Annotated in this window: 15 protein-coding genes and 1 pseudogene; 10 read left to right on the top strand and 6 right to left on the bottom strand. The window is 72.4% G+C overall.

Annotated features, from left to right (window positions below):
* Positions 1 to 304 precede the first annotated feature (304 nt).
* Complete coding sequence (locus ABZ807_RS13035) at positions 305 to 1,207, top strand: hypothetical protein (protein ID WP_357156149.1); 903 nt, start codon at positions 305 to 307, stop codon at positions 1,205 to 1,207.
* Between the two features lie 281 nt (positions 1,208 to 1,488).
* On the opposite strand, the gene ABZ807_RS13040 is transcribed toward ABZ807_RS13035, so the two are convergent.
* The 4 genes and pseudogenes from ABZ807_RS13040 to ABZ807_RS13055 form a co-directional block, all read right to left on the bottom strand.
* Entirely contained in the window at positions 1,489 to 2,247 is a 759-nt protein-coding gene (locus ABZ807_RS13040) for an alpha/beta hydrolase (RefSeq protein WP_357156152.1), read from the bottom strand.
* Positions 2,208 to 2,867, bottom strand: a complete 660-nt coding sequence (locus ABZ807_RS13045; RefSeq protein WP_357156154.1) for a hypothetical protein — start codon at positions 2,865 to 2,867, stop codon at positions 2,208 to 2,210. The genes ABZ807_RS13040 and ABZ807_RS13045 overlap by 40 nt, the downstream gene beginning before the upstream one ends.
* Positions 2,864 to 3,070, bottom strand: coding sequence for a helix-turn-helix transcriptional regulator (locus ABZ807_RS13050; protein ID WP_357156157.1), 207 nt, complete (start codon positions 3,068 to 3,070; stop codon positions 2,864 to 2,866). Before ABZ807_RS13050 ends, ABZ807_RS13045 begins: the two co-directional genes overlap by 4 nt.
* A pseudogene (locus ABZ807_RS13055) lies at positions 3,070 to 3,192 on the bottom strand (DUF2975 domain-containing protein); the annotation flags it as partial. The gene ABZ807_RS13050 and the pseudogene ABZ807_RS13055, both read right to left, overlap by 1 nt.
* 224 nt (positions 3,193 to 3,416) lie before the next feature.
* Between ABZ807_RS13055 and ABZ807_RS13060 the strand changes: the two are divergent.
* The 5 genes from ABZ807_RS13060 to ABZ807_RS13080 are packed head-to-tail and all read left to right on the top strand — an operon-like array spanning position 3,417 to position 6,251.
* On the top strand, positions 3,417 to 3,854 hold the full coding sequence (locus ABZ807_RS13060; RefSeq protein ID WP_357156161.1) for a YbaB/EbfC family nucleoid-associated protein: 438 nt from the start codon (positions 3,417 to 3,419) through the stop codon (positions 3,852 to 3,854).
* Positions 3,855 to 3,859: 5 nt separating this feature from the next.
* Positions 3,860 to 4,180, top strand: a complete 321-nt coding sequence (locus ABZ807_RS13065) for a hypothetical protein (RefSeq protein ID WP_357156164.1) — start codon at positions 3,860 to 3,862, stop codon at positions 4,178 to 4,180.
* Positions 4,181 to 4,190: 10 nt separating this feature from the next.
* Complete coding sequence (locus tag ABZ807_RS13070) at positions 4,191 to 4,892, top strand: hypothetical protein (RefSeq protein WP_357156167.1); 702 nt, start codon at positions 4,191 to 4,193, stop codon at positions 4,890 to 4,892.
* A 7-nt stretch (positions 4,893 to 4,899) separates the two neighbouring features.
* Positions 4,900 to 5,652, top strand: a complete 753-nt coding sequence (locus ABZ807_RS13075) for an EndoU domain-containing protein (protein WP_357156170.1) — start codon at positions 4,900 to 4,902, stop codon at positions 5,650 to 5,652.
* A 5-nt stretch (positions 5,653 to 5,657) separates the two neighbouring features.
* The gene (locus tag ABZ807_RS13080) at positions 5,658 to 6,251 is read left to right on the top strand and encodes a hypothetical protein (RefSeq protein ID WP_357156173.1); all 594 of its coding nucleotides are present in this window, start codon (positions 5,658 to 5,660) and stop codon (positions 6,249 to 6,251) included.
* 29 nt (positions 6,252 to 6,280) lie between these two features.
* On the opposite strand, the gene ABZ807_RS13085 is transcribed toward ABZ807_RS13080, so the two are convergent.
* Positions 6,281 to 7,759, bottom strand: coding sequence for a glutamate--cysteine ligase (locus ABZ807_RS13085; RefSeq protein WP_357156176.1), 1,479 nt, complete (start codon positions 7,757 to 7,759; stop codon positions 6,281 to 6,283).
* A 162-nt stretch (positions 7,760 to 7,921) separates the two neighbouring features.
* Between ABZ807_RS13085 and ABZ807_RS13090 the strand changes: the two genes are divergently transcribed.
* Complete coding sequence (locus ABZ807_RS13090) at positions 7,922 to 8,260, top strand: DUF3817 domain-containing protein (protein ID WP_357104703.1); 339 nt, start codon at positions 7,922 to 7,924, stop codon at positions 8,258 to 8,260.
* Between the two features lie 119 nt (positions 8,261 to 8,379).
* Here the strand turns inward: ABZ807_RS13090 and ABZ807_RS13095 are convergent, their stop codons facing one another.
* Positions 8,380 to 8,934 (bottom strand): hypothetical protein, encoded by a 555-nt coding sequence (locus tag ABZ807_RS13095; protein WP_357156179.1) that lies wholly within the window; start codon positions 8,932 to 8,934, stop codon positions 8,380 to 8,382.
* Between the two features lie 144 nt (positions 8,935 to 9,078).
* On the opposite strand from ABZ807_RS13095, the gene ABZ807_RS13100 reads away from it, so the two are divergent.
* The 3 genes from ABZ807_RS13100 (at position 9,079) to ABZ807_RS13110 (ending at position 13,685) form a co-directional block, all read left to right on the top strand.
* The gene (locus ABZ807_RS13100; RefSeq protein ID WP_357156182.1) at positions 9,079 to 10,197 is read left to right on the top strand and encodes a Vms1/Ankzf1 family peptidyl-tRNA hydrolase; all 1,119 of its coding nucleotides are present in this window, start codon (positions 9,079 to 9,081) and stop codon (positions 10,195 to 10,197) included.
* A complete protein-coding gene (locus tag ABZ807_RS13105) occupies positions 10,190 to 11,950 on the top strand; it encodes a thiamine pyrophosphate-binding protein (protein WP_357156186.1) in 1,761 nt (586 codons plus the stop codon). Before ABZ807_RS13100 ends, ABZ807_RS13105 begins: the two co-directional genes overlap by 8 nt.
* 331 nt (positions 11,951 to 12,281) lie before the next feature.
* Complete coding sequence (locus tag ABZ807_RS13110) at positions 12,282 to 13,685, top strand: hypothetical protein (RefSeq protein WP_357156507.1); 1,404 nt, start codon at positions 12,282 to 12,284, stop codon at positions 13,683 to 13,685.
* Positions 13,686 to 13,793: the final 108 nt, after the last annotated feature.

Raw genomic sequence — 13,793 nt, forward strand, 5'->3', positions numbered from 1 at the left:
GGACCGTGTTGCAGGCGGCATCTCCATGAGTGCGAGTATCGCCGAGGCGTCCGCAGCGGCACGTCTGAACATCCGCTCATGCCGCGATCCGCGCGCTACCCAGCGTCACCGTGAAACCGCGCGGTCGACGCTCGGACATGCCGATGAGCGGACAGTCCCGCAGCTGGCGACCTCGCCTCCATAGACCTGCAGTCCGGGACGGCGCCACTGGCTCGGCGACACCTCCTGGACGGTGAGAGGCCGATCTGTGCTGCGGCGCGCAGACCAGCAACCCGCTCGAAACCTCTGCTCAGAGTCCGGCAAGATGGCAGCCATGGCGGACGGGCGCGACTGGATATCGGCACTTCCACCGCGGCTCGAGCGTCACCGACGGGCGCTCGCCAGACTGCTCGAGTTCTGTGAGATATCACCGGCGGTGACCTCGCTGTCGGTGGGGTGCTCGCTGGGGCGGGGTGCCGCCGACGAACTGTCCGACGTGGACGCTGCGATGGGCGTCGGCGCGGCGAGAGGTGCGGCCGGCGCGGGCCGGATACGTGACGTGGAGAAGTCTCTGGTCGAGCATCTCCGCGGCGAGCAGCTGATCGACGTGTTGCGCGAGGAGTCATCGACTGGTGACTTCTTCATCCGACGGGTCTTCGCCCAGCTCTCCAACGGCGTTCAGCTTGATCTGGCCGTCATTGCGGAGGCGGAGGTTCGTCGCGGCGAAGCCGCGCCGGACTTCGTCTCGCTGTATCCCGCGGGCGGCTTCGGCGAAGAAGTAGTGATGCCCTCGGCGTACGACGTTGCCGCTGAACAGGTCCGCACGTGGGCTTTCCAGGGCTGGCGGGCGCTGCTCGACGCGGACAAGTACGTGCGACGAGGCTCGCCATGGGAGGCGCACCAGCGGCTTGGGGAGGCCCGGCAGCACATCTGGGCGCTATGGGCCGCCGCACTGGGCACGAGCTACCCATGGCACGGTCTGTCGCAAGTCCTCGACCATGACCCGTCCTCGCTGCCAGACGGTATCGAAGCGACCGTGGCGGGTCTCGACCTCGCTGAGCTGCGTTCGGCCATGGTGGCCAGCGCATCGGTTCTTGACGACGTCAGCGCCGCTGCGGCGCATCGGTGCCCCACGAGCCTGCCGACCGGCCTAGCCGCGTTCACCCGCGCCGTCCTCGCTGGCCAGCGCAGCCCGACGACCTACCCCGAGGCCGGCGACCGGCCGTAGCCGCGGCCCTCCGCGGCGCTCAGGTTGCGATCCCGGCGGGCACGCCACATCCGGATCTGTTTGATATGCAGGTGATCGTGAGGCTCCAAATTCTGGGCGCGCAGCGCCTCGATCACTCTGCATATCAGGCGTTATGCGGCCCGCCAGGGCGAAGGTGATCGAAGATCACCCGCATAATGCCGAGATCAGTGCACTGGATCATGGCGGAAGCCCGGCGTCGAAGTGATCGAACGGCCGATGGGCGGCGGCGCCAGGACCGGCGGGGCACCCGCCGGGATCGGTTACCGCTGCCCCCTGAGCCGCTCGGTGATCCAGGTTGCCGCCTTCTCGACCGCCTGCCGGGACTCGTCGGTGTGGTCGAGCATGTCGAACCCGTGCTGCCCGTTCGGCACGTCGAGCACGTCGACCGGTACACCCGTGTCACCCGCCGCCTTCAGGAACACAGCGACCGGCTCGGCCAACAAGTCGCGCTCCAGGCCCACCCGGGTGAGCAGAAGCGGCGGTACGGGCCGCCCCGCCTCGCCGATCGCCGCGGCGGGCGCGAACCGCGGATCGATGCCCCACTCTGGCAACGGCGCCAGCAGCGGGTACGTCAGGGCGACTGCGCGCAGCCACTCCGGCCGCTCGCGGAGCCAGTCGGTGCTCAGCAGCCCTCCGCCGGAGAAGAACCAGAGCGCGATCCGCTCCGGGTCGACGCGCGGGTCGGCACGTACCCGCTCTACCGCCGCGGCGACGTCCTGGGCCGCGGTGGGGTAGTCCGCGAAGGGGCCGTCCGGGCCGACAACCACCTGGAGCCGATGCTCGACGGTCACCGCGACGGGGCCGAGGGAGGCGAGGAGCGAGCCGTAGCCGCGGTAGACCGGCCAGTCACGTGGGGTCGGGCTCGTGCCGGGCGGCATCGGGCCGCCATGGACGAGGATCACCGCGGGGCGTGGCACGTCTCCATCCGGCAGGTACCAGTCGAGGTTCACCTCCCGCTCCGCGTGGCGGTCGGGTGGGGTCAGCACGAAAGGGCGAAGAAAGCTTGGCGTCTCTTCCATGATCGCAGTCTGTCACGCAGGGTGCAATCTCGTACACCAGCCACCGTCCATCCTGGATCGCTCAGCACCCAACGGCATCCGCATCTGCCGCGATCCGCGCGCATCCGTCCGCCCTGCGGTGACCGAACGTAGTCGGACGAATCATCCGCCCTGGTAGCGATGGCAGCCCTCAAGGCGGCCGACGTTGATCTTTGTATGTCAGGGCGCACCTGGCTGTGTACGTGGACCTGTGCGCCGACAGGCAGGCTGCGCAGCAGCGTCCGGTCGGCGTCGAGGATGTGCAGGACGCGGTGGTCAAGGCGGGCGGTGATCCGACGCCCGGCGAGGTGATAGCCGACCGGATGTTGCCGGCCGGCGAGGGCTATGAAGCCGTTGGCGGTGACGAGCCGGTCGACTTCGATCGGGCCACCGGGCTTGGCCGGGCCGGTGGCGATGGGCGATGGTCCGGCAGGTTGACCGCCGTCAGCCAGCAGCTGCCGCAGGTGGTTGAGGGTGAGCCGGGACGGAACGGTCCTGAGGCGGACGCCGTCCAGCAGCAGGTGGATGATGCTGGTGTCGGCCCAGAGCGTGATGCTGCGCCCGGCATGGGTGGGGCCGAGTGCTGTGCCGTGGTCGTTCATTCCTCGACCCATTCGAGCAGGTCACCGGGCTGGCAGTCGAGCACCCGGCACATGGCTTCCAGGGTGCTGAGGCGAACGGCCTTGGCGCGACCGTTCTTCAGCACCGCCACGTTCGCCGGCGTGAGCCCGACCCGCTCGGCGAACTCACCGACGCTCATCTTGCGTTTGGCCAGCTCGACGTCGATGCGCACGACGATGGGCATCAGATCACCGCTTCCATGTCGGTCCGCAGTGTGGTGGCTTGCCGCAGCAGTGCACGCATCACCACCATCAGGAGCCCCAGCACAGCGACGACTATCGACATCAGGAACAGTAGGAGCGGTAGTGCGGGGTCGTCCGGCCCTGGCCCGGCTGTCGGTCACCGTGGACGGTGAGGATCTCATCGATGTCGTCCTCGCCGCGCGGCCCGCGCCAGCGGGGTGGCGCCGATGCGGCCGTGTCGCCCGGTCAGAGATGGACCTCGGCGTGGTCGCGAGAGAAGCTGCGGCACCCCTCGATGATCCGTCCTTGTTAGACTCCGCCCTTTCGTGATCATCATGGGGAGGGGAAGTGGACGCCGACCTCCCGGGCAGTGGCGGTGTGCTGGACCCGGACAGCGCGATGGAGCGGCTCTCGGCATGGAAGGGTCGAATCGACAAGGTGGCGGCAGACACCAAGTCCATGAGCAACCGTCTTCAGCAACTCCGGGTGACCGCGGCCGACGGCAATGGGATGGTCGAGGTCAGGATCGATTCCGTCGGCGCGTTGGTGGATCTGCAGCTGGGTCGGCAGATCCAGCGGGTTGCGCCGGACGTCGTGGCCCGGACGATCATGAATACGATCCGCGAGGCCAGGGAGAAGCTGGCCGACCGCTCGCAGGAGATCATCGCGGAGACCGTGGGGACCGAGTCGGCGGCGGCGCGCGCAATCGCCGAGCGGGTCGGGCAGCAGTTGCGCGGCCCGGATCCGGCTCCGGAGAGCGGCGACGACCGCCGAAACTGGTGGTGAGTCTGATGGGCGACGGATTCGCAGTCGATGCGGAGCAGATCCGCACGCACGCGCACCACGTCGAGGCGCTGAAGGCGCGCTTCGAGGCGGTGAAGGCCGCCAGCACGCACATCGCGCAGGACGACGCGGCGTACGGGCTGCTGTGTGGCTGGATCTCCGGGATCCTCGAGAGCAAGCACGGCCGGCAGGACGAGCTGATCGCATACGTCGAGGAGAACCTTTCGCTGGCCGTCGCGGGACTGCGCCGGACCGCCGAGGGTTACGACGCGGTCGACGACGCCGCCGCCATCCTGATCAGCAGGGTGGAAAGCCAGTTGGACCGGTGAGGGCGGCGCGATGACCGACACGTCACTCGTCGCCGACGTCGCGTCGACCCGCGAGGTCTGGACCGGCGCCTCCCTCGCCGACGGCTTCGAGGGCCTGGTCGACGCGATCAGGAGTGAGGGTTGGGTCGACGACCTGCTCGCGGGCGCCGCGTTCGGGCTCGACGTCGCGGCGACCGTGCTGGACCCCTTCAGCGCGCTGCTGGCCAACGGGCTCGGTTGGGCGATGGAGTATTTCGAGCCGCTGCGGCAGATCCTCGACGACCTCACCGGCATGCCCGACGTGGTGGCCTCGCATGCTGCCAGCTGGGACAACATGGCCGCCGAACTGCAGAGCATGGCCATCGACCTGCGGTCGCGTCTCGACGGGGACCTGCCCGACTGGCAGGGGCGGGCCGCGGAGGCGTACCAGGGGTTGATGGGCCACAACGTCGAGGCCGTCGGCGGGCTCGGCGCGGTTTCCGCCGCGATGGCGGTGGCCACCCAGGCTGCCGGAAACCTGGTGTCCTTCACCCGCGACATCGTGCGCGACCTCATCGCCGACCTCGTGGCGCACGTGATCGTCTGGGCGGTCGAGGCCATCTTCGTCGTCACGATCCCGGTGATCGCCGCTCAGATCGCGGCGGCCGTCGCGAAGTGGGCCGGACGCATCCTCATCTACGTCACCGCACTGGTCACCAGCCTGACCAACCTCTCCCGGCTCCTCAACGGATAGGGCGTCCATGGCGAAACCGAAGCAGCCCGGCGGCGGGGACGGTGGAGGCGGCACCACCGGGAAGCCCCCGAAGGGCGGCATCAACGCGAGCAAGGGCATCTCCAGCGCGCAACAGGCCACCGCCCAGGCCGCGCAGAAGGGCCGCCCAGGAGGTTCCGGCCAGGGATCCACCAATCCCACCACGCCGGCGAAGCCCAGCCAACCCACCAAACCCACCACGCCGCCTGCCGTGGACGACGTCCACCACAGTGAGACGTCGAGGAAGCACATCCTCCACGGCGACGGCGGCCGGCAGGGCGGCCATTTCCCGGGCACCGGCTTCTCGAAGAAGACGGAGTTCCCCAAGGACTGGGACGAGCCGAAGATCCTCGACGCCGCGCACCAGGTGACGCAGCAGGGTCCGCCGGCGAAGGGGCCGTACCTGACCAAGGATGCCGACGGTAACCCAGCGTGGGCCTACGACTACACGGGCACGGTCGACGGTGTCGAGGTCAAGACGACTGTTCTCGCCAACGGCGAGATCCGCACCGCCTACCCGCCGAACAGCAACGACCCGGGCGTCATCACCAACCCGCCGGCGCCGAACCCCGCGCCGAAGGGCGTACCGATGAGCAATCCGCCCCGTTACAGTCACCCCGACGTGGGTGGTGACGGTAGTTGGACGTGGGAAGGCCCCAAGGGCAACAAGATCATTAGAGTGGTTCAGGACGCCCAGGGGAGCGTCACCACAACTGAGCTCGGCGACTACAAGAAGAAGTGAGCGCCATGGATGAGAAGACCTACGCGGCGGTCACCGAAGTGTGCGCCCGACTCGCGGGCCGCCTGTCCGACGACACGCTTAGCACCGTGCGCGAGCACTACGCCGCGGGTGAGTGGGACCTGGCCGACGACACGCTCCTGCTCAACCTGGCGTACGAGGTGGTCAGCATCACTCCGAATGAACGGGACCTGATCCGTTCCTTCCTCGGCGACCCCGACAACCCCGACCTGCTCAACGTGCCGGTCATCGCCGAGGTACCGCCGCCGCCGTACCGGTTCAGCCCGACCGGTCCCGCGAACGCCCCCGACCCGACCCGGGCGGACATCCTCCTGTCCACCGAAGCACCACGTCGCGGCGGTCACAGCCTGTATCGCGCCTGGCGGGACCCCTTCGACGGGGCGCCCGACGGGGCGACATGGGTGTACGTGCTGCGGGTGGCCGAGGGCGCGGACGAGCTCAAGGCGTACTCCGGCCTGACTGCCCGGCTGTGGACCGACCTGAGGGAGAAGTGGCCACTGGAGGTCGTGGCCGACGGGGAATCGCTGACGGCGTACCAGGCCGCGGCACTAGCCGCCGCGCGGCCGGTCCGGATGGCCTGAGGCGCGATGCCGGGGAGCCCGGCCGGCCGTCAGGGGATCGGCCACTCGTGCACCGGGCGGTTGCTGTGCATCAGGTCCACGTAGTGGCGGACGACCTCGCGCAGCGCCTCCGGCCGGTCCAGGTGGTCGGCGGACTCCAGCCGGTGCAGGGTCTCCACCTGCCAGGTCGCCCCGTTGCGCCCGGTCAGGCAGCGCTGCTCGATGATGCCGAGCAGCCGGTCGCGCTCGCCCGGGTCCAGCCCCCACCGGTCCAGCCCGTGGTACGCCAGCGGCAGCAGCCGCCGCAGCACCAGCTCGGTCACCGACAGGTAGCCCAGGCCCGGCCAGTAGACCTGCGCGTCGATCCCGTGCCGGGCGCAGTTGGTGAAGTTCTCCTCCGCGGCGCTGAACGACATCTGCGACCACAGCGGCCGGTCGGACTCGGCCAGCGCCCGGACCAGCCCGAAGTAGAACGCCCCGTTGGCGACGGTGTCCAGCACCGTCGGCCCGGCCGGCAGGACCCGGTTCTCCACCCGCAGGTGCGGGCGGCCCCTGAGCACGTCGTAGACCGGCCGGTTCCACCGGTAGACGGTGCCGTTGTGCAGCCGCAGCTCGGCCAGCTTCGGCACCCCGCCGCCGGCGAGCGCCTCGGCGGGGTCCTCCGCGTCGCAGACCGGCAGCAGCGCCGGGAAGTAGCGGACGTTCTCCTCGAACAGGTCGAATACGCTGGTGATCCAGCGTTCGCCGAACCAGACGCGGGGGCGTACCCCCTGGGCCTTGATCTCCTCCGCGCGGGTGTCGGTGGCCTGCTGGAACAGCGGGATGCGGGTTTCCCGCCACAGCTCCCGGCCGAAGAACAGCGGCGAGTTCGCGCCGAGCGCCACCTGGATCCCGGCGACCGCCTGGGCGGCGTTCCAGTAGTCGGCGAACTGCGCCGGGCTGACCTGGAGGTGGAACTGGGTGCTGGTGCAGGCCGCCTCCGGGGTGATGGTGTCGGCGGTGGTGGCCAACCGCTCCACCCCGTTGATCGAGATCCGCAGGTCCTCGCCGCGGGCGGCGAAGATCTGCTCGTTGAGCAGCTCGTAGCGCGGGCTGGCCGACAGCGTCGCGGCGGTGAGGTGCTCCGGGCGCAGGGTGGGCAGGATGCCGATCATCACCATGTGCGCGCCGACCGTGCGGGCCTTCTGCTCCGCCGCGTTCAGGCTGGCCCGGACGTGCTCCTCGAACTCGGCGGTGCCGGTGCCGACGAGCCGGCGGGGCGCCACGTTGATCTCCACGTTGAACTGTCCCAGCTCGGTCTGGAAGCTGGGGTCGGCGACGGCGGCCAGCACGTCGGCGTTGCGCATCGCCGGCATGGAGTGGTCGTCGACCAGATTCAGCTCGATCTCCAGCCCGGTCATCGGCCGCTCGACGTCGAACCGCGACTCGCGCAGCATCTCGGCGAAGACGTCCAGGCAGCGGCGTACCTTCTCGCGGTAGCGGGCCCGGTCCTCTCGACTGAAGGTCCGCACGCCGACGTCTGCGCCCATGGTCACCACCCTGTCACCGTTGGTTCCTCCAACCTCGCACGTCCCGGCACGGGTGGGGAAGACCCGAAGGACTCTTACCTACCCATTCGCGGCCTCCGTGATCCCCGTCGCCTCCGGTGCGAAAGCGTCGGATCGGCGCCACCCGCTGGCTAACATGGCGCGATGCGTGAGAAGACGACCCGGCTGTTCGTGGCGGCGGCGATCGCCGAGGCGTGCTCCTGGCTGGCCCTGCTGGTCGGCATGGCGGTCAAGTACGGCCCGCCCGGCAACGAGATCGGGGTGAAGATCTTCGGGCCGATCCACGGCGGGCTCTTCGTGGCCTACGGGCTGCTGGTGCTGGTGATGGCGCGTACCCATCGGTGGAGCCTGCCCGCCACCGCCGTCGCGCTGGTCAGCGCCGTGCCGCCGTTCGCCACCCTGTTCTTCGAGCGCTGGGCCCGGCGGCGGGGCATGCTGCGCACCGCGCCCGAGCCGGCCCGCCCGCTCACCCCGGTCGGCTGAGCCGGCCCTGGTGATCCAGCGCCCGCACGCGCAGCCGCACCGGGCCCACGTCGATCTCCGCCAGGGCGAATCCGGGGAACGTGACCTTTGCGGTGCCCGGCCTGGCGGGCGGGGAAACCTCAGCCGGTGACCACCGAGCAGGCTGCGACGCCGGCGAGCAGCAGCGCGCCGAGCAGCGCCTGGAGCAGCAGGGGCGGGCCCAGGTGCGACCAGACGGTCGCGGTGCGCGGGGTGAGCAGCTGCCCGGTGGTGACGTTGACGATCCGCTCTACCCGGGGCGGCAGGTCCGCGTCGGGCTGCCGGCGCAGCGTCAGCTGCACGTGGTCGTCCGGGTGCAGCGCGCTCTGCGGCAGGTGGCCGTGCAGCTCCACCTCGTGGAGCAGGCCGGCGGTGTCGCGTACCCGCAGCGGGGTGACCAGGAACTCGGGGCCCTTCTTCAGGTCCTTCCAGCCGCGCCGGGCGCCGCCGCCCCCACCGCCGGTCGACAGGAGGCTGCGCACCAGCAGCATCAGCAGCCCCACCACGCTCGCCCCGGTCAGCACCGCCACCAGCACCGGCTGGCCGACCCGCACCTCGCGGGGATACCCCTCCAGCAACCGGACCACCCGCCCGGTGAGGATCCGCTGCGTCGGGTGTCCGACGCGGAGCCGGAGATCGCTATCCATGGTCACCACCGAGAGTCCGGATAAGTGCACTGATGGTAGCGGCCCGTCCGGTCGAACGGCGTGAATGAACCCCGGTCACGCGCTCCTGCCGGCGAGGTGACATCCCCGACGGCGCGGGTAAGCGTGCGGCCGAGCTGGAAAGGGGTCTCGAGCATGCAGCTGTCCTTCCTGCGCCCGCTCTACGCCCGTCCCGGGCCGTGGTGCTCGGTCTACCTGGACGCCTCCAGGGACACCCACGACGCGCGTCCGGCGCTCGACCTGCGCTGGCGGGCCCTGTCCGAACAGCTCGCCGCCGACGGCGCGGACGAGCCGACCATCGCGGCGCTGGACCGGGTGGTCCGGGGCCACGCCCCAATGGCGGGCGACTACGGCTTCGCCGCCTTCGCCACCCGGGGCCGGGTGGTGCTCTCCGAGTACCTCGCCGCCCCGCCGCTGCGCGACCTGGCCGCCTGGAGCCCGCTGCCGCACGTGATGCCGATGCTGGCCCAGCGCGGCGAACAGGTCGCCTGGGTGCGAGTGCTCGCCGACCGGACCGGCGCCGACGCGGTGGCGGTCAGTGCCGGCGGGGTGCCCCGCCGCGCCCAGGTCAGCGGGCGGGAGAGCTACCAGCTGCGCCGGGTGCGGCCCGGCGGCTGGTCGCAGTCGCGCTACCAGCGGGCCGCCATGGAGGCGTGGCATCACAACGCCGGCGACGCCGCGGCGGCCACCGCGGACCTGGCCGAGCGGGTCGGCGCCGACGTGGTCGTGGTGGCCGGGGACGTCCGGGCCACCGGCATGATCGCCGCGCAGCTGCCGGAACGCTGGCAGGACGTGCTGGTCCGCACGGACGCCGGAAAGCGGGCCGGCGGCGCCGACCCGCAGGCGATGGACGACCTCACCGTGCAGACCATCGCCGAGGTCGCCGACCAGCACGTCACCGCCGCCCTGGACCGCTTCGGCATGCAGGAGGACGTCGGCGCCGGGTTGGCCGCCGTGGTCGCCGCCCTGCAGCGCAACCAGGTCGACACGATGCTCATCGTCGACGACCCGTCGGCGACCGGGCAGCTCTGGATCGGCCCGGCGCCGACCGACATCGCCACCGACCCGGGGCAGCTCGCCGCCGTGCGCGACCCGCAGCGGGTCCGCGCCGACGCGGCCCTGGTCCGCGCCCTGGTCGGCACAGACGCCGAGCTGACCGTCCTCGGCCCGGACGAGGTGCCCGACCTGACCGACGGCATCGGCGCCGTGCTGCGCTACGTCGACGCCGCCACACCCGGGCGGGGCAATGGCTGACCGGACGGTCGCGAACCTGGTGGTGGACCGGCTGCGGGCCTGGCGGGTGCCCCGCGCCTTCGGCTACCCGGGCGAGGCCATCGCCCCGGTGGTCGAGGCGCTGGACGCCGCCGGGGGTGACCCGGAGTTCGTCCCGGCCCGCCACGAGGAGACCGCCGCCTTCATGGCGACCGGGCACGCCAAGTTCACCGGCGAGATCGGCGTCTGCCTGGCCACCCAGGGCCCCGGCGCGGTGCACCTGCTCAACGGCCTGTACGACGCCAAGCTGGACAGCAAGCCGGTGGTGGCGATCGTCGGGGAGGACATCACCGGCCCGCTGGGCGGCGCGCACGAGGAGATCGGGCTGAGCCGCCTCTTCGGCGACGTGTGCAACCAGTTCGTCCGTTACGGCCGGTCCCCCGAGCAGGTGGCGGCGCTGCTGGACCAGGCGTTCCGGACCGCTGCGGCGACCCGCAGCCCCACCTGCGTGGTGCTGCCCCGGGAGTTGCAGGTGGCCGCCGTACCCGATCTCCAACCGCAGGTGGCGGGGGTGCTGACCGCGACGCCGGGGGAGCCGCTGGCCCGGGTGCTGCCGCACGAGGCGGACCTGGACGCTGCGGCGTCGCTGCTCACCATCGGGCAGCGGGTGGCGATCCTGGTCGGCCAGGGCGCCCGGGGCGCGGAGGACGAGATCGTGGCGCTGGCCGACCGGCTCGGCGCCGGGGTGGCCACCTCGCTGCTGGGCAAGCCGGTGCTGGACGAGGGGCTGCCCTTCCACACCGGCGTGCTCGGCGAGGCCGGCACCACGGCGGCCGCGCAGCTGATGGGCGGCGCCGACACGCTGCTGCTGGTCGGCACGAACGATCCGTGGACCGACTACTTCCCGATGCCGGGGCAGACCCGCACCGTGCAGATCGACATCGACGGGCGGCGGATCGGCACCCGCTACCCGGTGGACGTGCCGCTGGTCGGCGACGCCGGCGAGACACTGCGCGCGCTGCTCACCCGGGTGGCCGACCAGCCCAACCGGCAGTGGCGCGCCACCGTCGAGGCCTCGGTGGACCGCTGGCACGCCGAGGCCCGGGCCCGGGCCGAGGCGCCCGCCGAACCGTTGAACCCGCAGCTGGTGTTGCACGAGCTCTCCACCCGGCTGCCCCGCCACGGCGCGGTCGCCGTCGACGTGGGCTCGGTGCTCTACTGGTACGCCCGCCACCTGGAGCTGCCGCCCGGAGTGAACGCACAGCTCTGCGGCACCCTCGGCTCGATGGGGTGTGCGCTGCCGTACGCGGTCGCCGCCAAGCTCGCCCACCCCGACCAGCCGGTGCTCGCGCTGCTCGGGGACGGGGCGATGCAGCTCAACGGCCTCGCCGAACTGATCACCGTGGCGCACCACTGGCACGAGTGGGCCGACCCGCGGCTGGTGGTGCTGGTGCTCAACAACCGCGACCAGTCCGGCATGGGCGGCCGGCAGGTCGGCGGCCGGGCCGGCCCCCGCCGGCCCGACGTGCCGTACGCGGGCTGGGCCCGGCTGCTGGGGCTGCACGGCGTCCGGGTCGACCGGCCCGACCTGGTCGGGGCGGCCTGGGACGAGGCGCTTGCCGCGGACCGGCCGTGCGTGCTGGAGGCGGTGGTGGACCCGGACGTGCCGCTGCGCCCGCCCGAACCGGCGCTGGCGGACCTGCGGGGGGTCTTCGCCGACGGCGACGCCGCCCGCCGGGTGCGCGACCGGATGCTCGACACCCGGATGACCGTGGAGGCGGAGGACCTCGTTTAGGCGGACCCGGCCCGGGCACCACGCTCGAGCGGCTCGGCCTGGACACCGGGTACTGTCCCGGGTGGCCGTGGCCGCCTGAGCCGTGCGCGGCGCTCATGGGTCCGGATGTGTCCGGGCTCAGCCCCGTGGTGGACGTCTACTGCGCGTGCCGGCCGGGCCGAAACCCGCAGCGGCGGCCGGAGACCGGTGGGCGGCGACGCACCGGAGCGCCCCGGACCGGCGTACCGCCACCCACCCGAGCATTGCCCCCAATGCCCCGTTTAGACCCCATCGGGACGGGAAGCCGGGCCGCGTGGTGAGCGAACGAGGCAAGGTGGGGCCGGTGCCCAAGGTGCAGGAGGGGCTGACCGCCGACGGGGCCGGCCTGGCCGGCGACCGGGTGGTCGCCACGGGCAGCACGGCCCGGGTGCTGGTGGCGGCCACGGCCCGGGCGCTGCGCGGTGCCGACTGCGCCGACCTCGGCCAGCCGACCCCGCTGTCCCGGTTCACCGCCGCGCCCGAGGCGGTCCGCCGCGCCGCCGCCGCGCGGGCCGCCGGACGGGTCGCGCTCACCCCGGACCAGACCGCCGAGGTCGACGCCGAGCGGGTGGCCCGCTGGTTCGTCGACCAGTACCCCCGCCGCCGGTACCCCGGGGTGGTGCTGGGCTCCCCGCACGCCGCCGCGGTGCACCTGGCGGTCGCCCTCGGCGTACCGTGGCTGCCCGCCGCCTTCGAGATGACCGCGCACTGGACTCGGGGCGCGGTGGACCGGCCGCGTGCGGCGCTGGACCACGGCGCGGCCCTCGCCGCCCGGGTGCTGGCCGGCAACCCGGACCTGCACGTGCGGCAGGTGCACTGCCCCGCCAGCCGGGGCGCGCTGGCCGGGGCGACCGTGTCGCTGGTGGCCCGCTGGCAGTCCCTGCCCCGGGCGTACGCGCGCTTCCTGGCCGACCGCCTCGAGGCCGGCGCCCGGCTGCTGGTGGTCCGCGACGCCCGCACCTGGCCGGTGAGCGACGACGGGCAGGGGCACAGCTTCCAGCTCGGCTGCCCGGGCAGCGGCCTGGAGCCGGTGGACTTCCATCCCGAGTCGCACGCGTTGCGCCAGGTGCTCCGGTCGGCCGGCGGCGACGGCGCGCACTGGGAGCCGCCGGAGGTCGCCGCCGCCGGGGAGCACGCCGAGCACGGGGTGGAGCCCGGCTTCGTCGACGGGGTGCGGCACTGGGGCCGGCGCCACGGCCACGGGCTGCACGAGGTGTTCTTCCCGCAGCCCACCGCGCTGAGCGCGGCCGTCGCCGACCTGTACCGGCGCTGGCTGCGGCGGGCCGGCAAGACCGGCGACCGGCTGGTGGTCGAGTGCGGCCGGCTGCTCGACCCGTGGCAGGTGGTACGGGCGGGCCTGGTGCCCTACTGGTGCGAGAACGCCACCCGGCGCAGCGTCGACGGGGTGGAGTGGTGGCTGGCCGGCAGCGAGCCGTTCAGCTCGGTGGACGTGCTGCCGGAATCACCCGGGATGCGCTCGCCCGCCCTGGCCGGACTGCCCCAGTGGCTCGCCGTGGCCGCGTTCGGCCGCCGCCGCCGCGCGCTCGACCGCACCGCCGCCCGCGGCTATCCGGTCGCCTCGGTGCCCACCCGCCGGGCCACCGAGGTGCTCCGCAACCAGCCGTACGACCTGCCGGTGCCGCCTCCGCTCGGCATCGGCGAGGCGGTCGCCGCCCTGCGGGCGGACGGTGCCGCGCTGGGCCTGGCCGTGTCCTGAGCCTGCCGGGACTCGCCGGCCCGGCCGTTTCCCGCCGACCCGCCGGGCGGAGCTGCCGAAACATCCTCGCGAACCCGGGGTCGCGTGATTGAGTACCTACGGAGCGGG

This window comes from Micromonospora sp. NPDC047548 (assembly GCF_040642975.1).
In the GTDB taxonomy this organism is placed as follows: Bacteria; Actinomycetota; Actinomycetes; order Mycobacteriales; family Micromonosporaceae; genus Micromonospora.

What these genes read in the sequence shown, in the direction of transcription:
- ABZ807_RS13035 (WP_357156149.1), top strand. Translation starts at nt 305, where the DNA reads ATGGCAGCCATGGCGGACGGGCGCGACTGGATATCGGCACTTCCACCG.
- ABZ807_RS13040 (WP_357156152.1), bottom strand. Translation starts at nt 2,247, where the DNA reads ATGGAAGAGACGCCAAGCTTTCTTCGCCCTTTCGTGCTGACCCCACCC.
- ABZ807_RS13045 (WP_357156154.1), bottom strand. Translation starts at nt 2,867, where the DNA reads ATGAACGACCACGGCACAGCACTCGGCCCCACCCATGCCGGGCGCAGC.
- ABZ807_RS13050 (WP_357156157.1), bottom strand. Translation starts at nt 3,070, where the DNA reads ATGCCCATCGTCGTGCGCATCGACGTCGAGCTGGCCAAACGCAAGATG.
- ABZ807_RS13065 (WP_357156164.1), top strand. Translation starts at nt 3,860, where the DNA reads ATGGGCGACGGATTCGCAGTCGATGCGGAGCAGATCCGCACGCACGCG.
- ABZ807_RS13070 (WP_357156167.1), top strand. Translation starts at nt 4,191, where the DNA reads ATGACCGACACGTCACTCGTCGCCGACGTCGCGTCGACCCGCGAGGTC.
- ABZ807_RS13075 (WP_357156170.1), top strand. Translation starts at nt 4,900, where the DNA reads ATGGCGAAACCGAAGCAGCCCGGCGGCGGGGACGGTGGAGGCGGCACC.
- ABZ807_RS13080 (WP_357156173.1), top strand. Translation starts at nt 5,658, where the DNA reads ATGGATGAGAAGACCTACGCGGCGGTCACCGAAGTGTGCGCCCGACTC.
- ABZ807_RS13085 (WP_357156176.1), bottom strand. Translation starts at nt 7,759, where the DNA reads ATGGGCGCAGACGTCGGCGTGCGGACCTTCAGTCGAGAGGACCGGGCC.
- ABZ807_RS13090 (WP_357104703.1), top strand. Translation starts at nt 7,922, where the DNA reads ATGCGTGAGAAGACGACCCGGCTGTTCGTGGCGGCGGCGATCGCCGAG.
- ABZ807_RS13100 (WP_357156182.1), top strand. Translation starts at nt 9,079, where the DNA reads ATGCAGCTGTCCTTCCTGCGCCCGCTCTACGCCCGTCCCGGGCCGTGG.
- ABZ807_RS13105 (WP_357156186.1), top strand. Translation starts at nt 10,190, where the DNA reads ATGGCTGACCGGACGGTCGCGAACCTGGTGGTGGACCGGCTGCGGGCC.